The following is a 6,760-nucleotide window of genomic DNA, read 5'->3' on the forward strand; positions in this document are numbered from 1 at the left end:
CTCGCTGGCTGAATTTCACCGTAAACCCTCTTCCGAGGGCGGTGAGAAGTCACGATGGTATGGGGTTACTGGCTATTTTTGGCGAAACAAATTATAACGCCTTACCATACTGATCAAAAAGTCATGGCGAAAGATCAACACGCGCGAGTGTTTATGCGTGCAAGCTGCATATTCTCTCCAGCTTTGATCACCCAATTGCATTAACTTTGATCGCTTATTCTCATTAAGCTTTGATCACTAAAATCACTTGTAAATGATCACATTTATGCTCTTAATGATTTTGCCGATCAAAGCTTAATACCACTCGTAACCGAGTTCACGTTTTATCATTTTTGTAGGTGTGTTAAACCGTTATCTGAATCGTTTGATGAGGATAACAACAATGACAACAAGACCTATATCTATGAGTAAATTACATTCCATTTTACGGCTGAAGTACTCAGCACAATTATCCCATCGAGAGATTGCCAGAAGTTTAAATATTTCACCTGGTACTGTGGCTAATTACCTTAAAAAGGCCAATGAGTTAGGCTTAAATCAATGGCCAATACCAGAGGATAAACAGCAAAATACATTTTTCAACACCAAACTCAAGCGCTTCTCAACGCGTAAAAAAAGACACCCAACGCCTGACTGGTTAAATATCAATAAAGACTTAAAACAACATAAACACCTAACATTACAGCTCGTATTTGATGAGTTACTTGAAAAAGTGGGTGAGCCTTATTACAGCTACAGTCACTTCTGCCGAGCTTATAAACAATGGTTAGGTACCCAGCGACTCTCAATGCGTCAGCAGCATAAAGGGGGTGAAAAGCTGTTTGTGGATTATTGTGGCCCCACAATTACCATTACTTGTCCGACGACACAAGAAAAGCGCACTGCTCAGATATTCGTTGCTGTACTAGGTGCATCAAATTATACCTATGCTGAAGCAACGTATAGTCAGCAACTTGAAGATTGGGTAATGAGTCATGCGCGTTGCTTTGAATTTTTAGGCGGCGTTCCTGACGTTGTTATTCCCGATAATCTCAGAAGTGCTGTCAGTAAAACCTGTCGCTACGAGCCTGATTTAAATCCGACGTACCACCAGTTAGCCGAGTACTTTAACGTTGCTGTCATTCCGGCTAGACCTTATAAACCCAAAGATAAATCGAAGGCTGAAGTCGGCGTACAAATTGTTGAGCGTTGGATCATGGCACGCTTACGTAACCAAACCTTCCACAGCTTAGCGCAACTCAATCATGAAATAGCAAAGCTACTGGATATGATGAACAATAAGGTGATGAAGCAATATCAACAATCACGCAAACAGCTATTTGATATGGTGGATAAAAACGCATTAAAGCCATTGCCTGAAAAGCCCTATCAATATACACAAATCAAAACAGTACGTGTGCATATTGATTACCATGTTGAAATAGAAAAACATTACTACAGCGTGCCTTATCTGTGGGTTAAAAAACAATTACGCGCACACATATCCAATCAACTCGTGCAGCTTTATTATGACGGCACTTTAATAGCACAGCATCCTCGCTCAAACCGTTTAGGCGGACATACGACACAGACACATCATATGCCAAAGGCGCATCAAAAACAGCATGAGCAGTCACCGATAAATTTACGCTCATGGGCATTGAGTATCGGTGATTATACTCATCAAGTCGTTGAATTATTGCTTAATAGCAAACGTCATCCAGAGCAAGCTTATCGCACCTGTTTAGGGGTATTAAGTTTAGCTAAAACGTATTCAAAAGAACGCCTCGAGCGAGCATGTTACCGAGCAATTTGCATGAATTGCATATTCCGGAGCATCGTGAACAGTGATTCCGGCCCATCGTGAACACCCGTTCTGGTTTTAGCGTGAACGCTCATTCCGGTTTTATCGTGAACACTTTTGACTGATTTTCCGGAATCGGTGTTCACACCAAACCAGTACAATTTCAACGCATTGATTATTAATTACTTTGTTAAGCTATTTCCTTTTTGTATTACTGAGGAAGGGATATGGCGACTAAGAGGATCACAATGCGTAAAATTCGAGAAGTGTTGAGGCTACATTTTGCTGCCCAACTCAGTGTCAGAAAAATAAGTGCCAGCACTAAGATCAGTGTCGGTGGTATTCAAAAACTACTCACTAAAGCCAGAGCTTTATCGTTAAGTTGGCCACTGCCCGACGAGCTTGATGATTCTGTGCTTGCTAGTCAGTTCTATCCTCGCGCCGACACTCGGCCATCCCAGCGATTTGAAGTGCCAGATTGGCCAGCCATTCGAAAAGAATTAACGGGCAAAGGCGTCACCAAGAACTTACTCTGGGAAGAATATACTCAGCAATATCCGAATCGTTGTTACAGCTATTCTCAGTTCTGCGATCGCTATATGACCTGGCTTAAAAAGCAAAAACGTTCGATGCGACAAGTGCATAAAGCAGGAGAAAAACTCTTTGTCGATTATGCGGGTCAAACGATGCCCATTGTTTGTAATGCGACGGGTGAAGTGAAGTTCGCCCAGATATTCGTGGCGGTGATGGGCGCATCAAATTATACATTTTGTGAAGCAACCTGGAGCCAAAGTCTACCCGACTGGATCGGCAGTCACGTGCGAGCATTTGAATTTATCGGCGGTATACCTGACATGGTTATCCCCGATAATTTACGCAGTGGTGTCAGTAAAGCGTGTCGCTACGACCCTGATGTTAACCCGAGTTATCAGCAATTGGCCGCGCATTATGGCACCGTGATTGTGCCTGCTCGTCCCAGAAAACCACAAGATAAAGCCAAGGCCGAAGTGGGCGTGCAAATCATTGAACGCTGGATACTCGCCAAGTTACGACACCAAACCTTTTTCTCATTAGCTGAGCTAAACCATTGCATCAAAGCCTTACTGCTTGAGGTCAATAATAAGCCCTTTAAGCAACTGAGTGGGACACGACAATCATGGTTCGAGTCAATCGACAAACCCGCCCTCGCGCCTATGCCCAAACTAGCTTATCAATTCACGGATATTAAACACGTCAAAGTGAATATTGATTATCACGTTCAGTATGATAACCATCTTTACTCGGTACCCCATCACTTGGTGGGTGAAAAGCTTGAACTTCATGCCAAAGACAACTTGATTGAGGCTTATTTCAAGCATAAACGCATCACCAGTCACCCGAGAAAATATCATCCGGGCATGACCACCACATCCGAGCACATGCCTGTAAAGCATGAGAAGCATCATAAATGGTCACCAGGGCGTTTAATGAATTGGGCGAAAGATATTGGAGATGACGTTTTGCTCTGGGTGAAAGCACAATTGGCACAGAAACAACATGAAGAACAAGCGTATCGTGTGTGCTTAGGCTTACTCAACCTATCAAGAAGCTATCCCGCCGATCGGCTCAATAACGCCTGTGCGATAGCCAATCAATACAGTTTATATCGGTTAAAACATATCAAAGACATACTCAGTAGCAACCAAGATAAATTGCCGCGAACGCAAGAAGAGCCGTCGACGTTATTGCCACAATCCCATGAAAATATCCGTGGTCCTAAAAGCTTCCATTAAGGTAAGGAAATTCTATGTTAGAACAAACGATAACTCAGCTTCGTCAACTCAAACTCAGTGGTATGGCCAACGCCTTAGTGAGCCAAATGGAACAACCAAGTACTTATGAAGGGTTGTCCTTCGATGAGCGACTACAACTGCTAGCAGACAGTGAAGCCCAAGACCGAGAGAGCCGAAAACAACAACGCTTACTTAAAGCGGCAAAACTTAAATTAGCCGCTAACGCCAGAGACATAGATTATCATCACCCGCGAGGTCTCAATCAATCGATGATGGCATCGCTACTGCAATGTGATTGGCTGAATAAATCACAAAACTTACTGATCACAGGCCCTTGCGGTAGCGGTAAAACCTATATCACTTGTGCGCTTGCGCATACAGGATGCATGAAAGGCTACAGCGTTAAATATTACCGACTCTCAAGGTTGATGCTTGCGCTGACACAAGCCAAAGCAGATGGCACTTACAGTCGAATGTTACAGTCACTCGCTAAGATCGACTTACTCGTTTTAGATGATTGGGGGCTTGAGCCACTTAAAGCGGCACAACGAAATGACTTAATGGAGATCATGGATGATAGGCACGGCAGTTCATCAACCGCCATCATCAGTCAATTACCCACCGAAGAATGGCATCAATCCATCGGCGATAATACCTTAGCCGATGCCATTTTAGATCGACTAATGCACAATGCTCATCGGATAAAATTAAAGGGGGAGTCTATGAGAAAAATTCAATCTAAAATTGACCATCGTGAACACTTAGGTTAAAAATGTCATGAACCCAATGCGTGGAATTTAAGTGTTCACGATAAAACCGGAATCGGTGTTCACCATCACCGGAATACGCAGATGGACATAAGCAGTGTGTAAATAGTAAGGGGAAGTCATTTAAGGGTCGAAGATGTGCAGAAAAAGTAAATACTGAATACCGTTTTATGCAAGCTGATATGTTCAACCTCTATCCGGCCATTGGTGCCGTGAATGCTCTGAGAAGTAATCATAACTTTACTATGCTTCCAGCGGCTCAAAGCGATTTTGGACGTTGTGCGATGAAGATTGACGACAGCAAAGCTGAGCCACCTGAAATGGCTAGAGGGCAAATTGCGCGTACTTATCTGTATATGGAGAACACCTATAAACGATACAGCATGAGTAAAGCACAAAGCCAGCTAATGAATGCGTGGGATAAAATGTATCCTGTAGATGCTTGGGAATGTACTAGAGCAGAAAAAATTTCAAAGTTACAAAAGAATCAAAACGATGTAGTAAAAAGTCGCTGTGAGAGTAGAGGTCTTTAAACATATCATCTTAATCATAATTTATGAAAGCTTAGAATTAATAATCAATTATATTAAGTGATTTTCAACGTGAAACCCTCAGATTTTATTGGTTAGCTTTTAATTCAGAATGAAGAGCTTTGAGCGATCAGCAGACGGTCGATCAAAATCATTTTTGGACAAAAATGAGTTAGAGCTGAAGGACGGCTCTGTGCCCAGACTGTGTAAAAACTAATTTTTAATAAATTGTCTTGGGTATGTTCTTAGTTTGAAACCATTTAAGATGGTTGCGATCGATTTTTTCTCAGTATCACAATTTTCTCCGCGCGAGCGAAACTGCTATAGCAACGCTACTCTAATCGCTTTACTTAGACCATTAACTCCCATAATTGTGAGCATTCTTCTGAAGTTGTAAGCCAGAACATGAAGACTTATTTCTGTCCCCACGCTTTTTAAACCTCGTGTTAGTAAGTGGGTAGCTCCCATCCAGAGTTTAATTGTGCCAAAGGGGTGCTCAACAGTTTGCTTTCGATGAAGCATCAATTCAGGTTCATTCTTTAGCTTTTGAAGCATTTCTTCTGTCAGAATCTCATGCACCCACCGCCTTATTCGCCTAGGGTCTTTTTTAGAGTTAGTGCACTGACTTCTTATTTTACAATCTCGACAAGCAATGTGATTGAAGTAAACATCAAGGTATTTACCTTGCTCAAATACCTGCATTCGATTTTGAAGTTCATTACCAGCGGGGCATAAGTAAATATCTTTATTTGCATCGTATTTGAAAAGTGAGCGGTTAAATATCCCTTTCTTTTCAGAGGACGATGTATCCGTCTTGGGCATGATTGGCTCTGCACCCAAATCGATAGTGTCTTTTATATCAGGCTGACTGAAGTAACCTTTATCTGCTAATACCCGTATATCTTTCTTGCGCAATGCTTCTTGTGCGAGTTTCGTCATTGACGCAAGCTGGCCTCTATCTGGCACGTTGGTCACGTCATGCGCCACTATGAGGTGATGCTTGGTATCAACCGCACTTTGTACGTTATAACTCACAACTCTTGTAAAACCTTGAGTTTTCATTAAACGTGAATCAGGATCAGTAGTGGATATTTGCTTATCAGGATGAGCTTCAACTTGTTCTTTAATCTCGTATAGTTTTTTTAACTGGCTACGAAAGTCAGCTAGTCTCTCTTTTGTGGCTTTAATTTTTGTGACGTTAGCTTGCTCTTTATCGGCTTCATCAAGTAATTCAAGATAACGTTCAATGTTCTTTTCGACTCGGTCGATGTGAAATTTAACTTTGCTTGGCGTAAAATTATTGCCTTTGTTGTTGCTAGCTTTAAACTTACTACCATCGATGGCAACAACGGGTTTCTCAAACATATTCAGGCGACGACAGACTTCAACAAACGTTTTGCATACATTTTTTATACCGCCTCCGTTGTCTTTTCTAAAATCAGCAATCGTTTTAAAGTCGGGTGCCAACTTACCAAGTAGCCACATCAGTTCAATATTGCGTTGGCATTCGGTTTCTAATCGGCGGGATGATTGAATACGGTTGAGGTAACCATAAAGATAAAGCTTTAATAGTGTGGCTGGATGATACTTAGGGCGGCCTGTGGACTTTAAGGTTAATCCTTTAAACCCCAATTCAGCTAGATTTAGTTCCTCAATGAAAACATCAATTACTCTGACCGTATTATCTTCACTGACGTAGTCTTCCAACGATTCTGGAAATAACGTTGATTGGTTACGATCTTCACCGCTTATAAACTTTGACATATTGCCTCAACCCTCGACTGAATCAATAGTCTTATTATATAAATATCAGTATATTAAGTGAACTAAATGTATAGATTAATCGATCATAAGCAGCAGATACTTAGACCAAAAGGTGATCAGAGTTTTCACACAGTCTGGGCACGT

At 41.7% G+C, this 6,760-nt stretch carries 3 protein-coding genes and 2 pseudogenes; 4 read left to right on the forward strand and 1 reads right to left on the reverse strand.

Features of this window, described 5'->3' with window-relative positions; all coding sequences use genetic code 11:
* Nucleotides 1–382: 382 nt before the first annotated feature.
* The 4 genes and pseudogenes from istA (PS1M3_RS19970) to PS1M3_RS19985 form a co-directional block, all read left to right on the forward strand.
* A pseudogene (gene istA, locus PS1M3_RS19970) lies at nucleotides 383–1,792 on the forward strand (IS21 family transposase); the annotation flags it as partial.
* A 218-nt stretch (nucleotides 1,793–2,010) separates the two neighbouring features.
* A complete protein-coding gene (istA, locus tag PS1M3_RS19975; RefSeq protein ID WP_024600838.1) occupies nucleotides 2,011–3,555 on the forward strand; it encodes an IS21 family transposase in 1,545 nt (514 codons plus the stop codon).
* Nucleotides 3,556–3,569: 14 nt separating this feature from the next.
* Nucleotides 3,570–4,325 (forward strand): IS21-like element helper ATPase IstB, encoded by a 756-nt coding sequence (gene istB, locus PS1M3_RS19980; RefSeq protein ID WP_008108839.1) that lies wholly within the window; start codon nucleotides 3,570–3,572, stop codon nucleotides 4,323–4,325.
* A 71-nt stretch (nucleotides 4,326–4,396) separates the two neighbouring features.
* A pseudogene (locus PS1M3_RS19985) lies at nucleotides 4,397–4,855 on the forward strand (endonuclease); the annotation flags it as partial.
* Nucleotides 4,856–5,173: 318 nt separating this feature from the next.
* Here the strand turns inward: PS1M3_RS19985 and PS1M3_RS19990 are convergent.
* Nucleotides 5,174–6,616, reverse strand: coding sequence for an IS1182 family transposase (locus PS1M3_RS19990; protein ID WP_202819453.1), 1,443 nt, complete (start codon nucleotides 6,614–6,616; stop codon nucleotides 5,174–5,176).
* Nucleotides 6,617–6,760: the final 144 nt, after the last annotated feature.

Origin of the sequence: Pseudoalteromonas sp. PS1M3 (assembly GCF_016865405.1) — a bacterium.
Lineage (GTDB): Bacteria > Pseudomonadota > Gammaproteobacteria > Enterobacterales > Alteromonadaceae > Pseudoalteromonas > Pseudoalteromonas marina.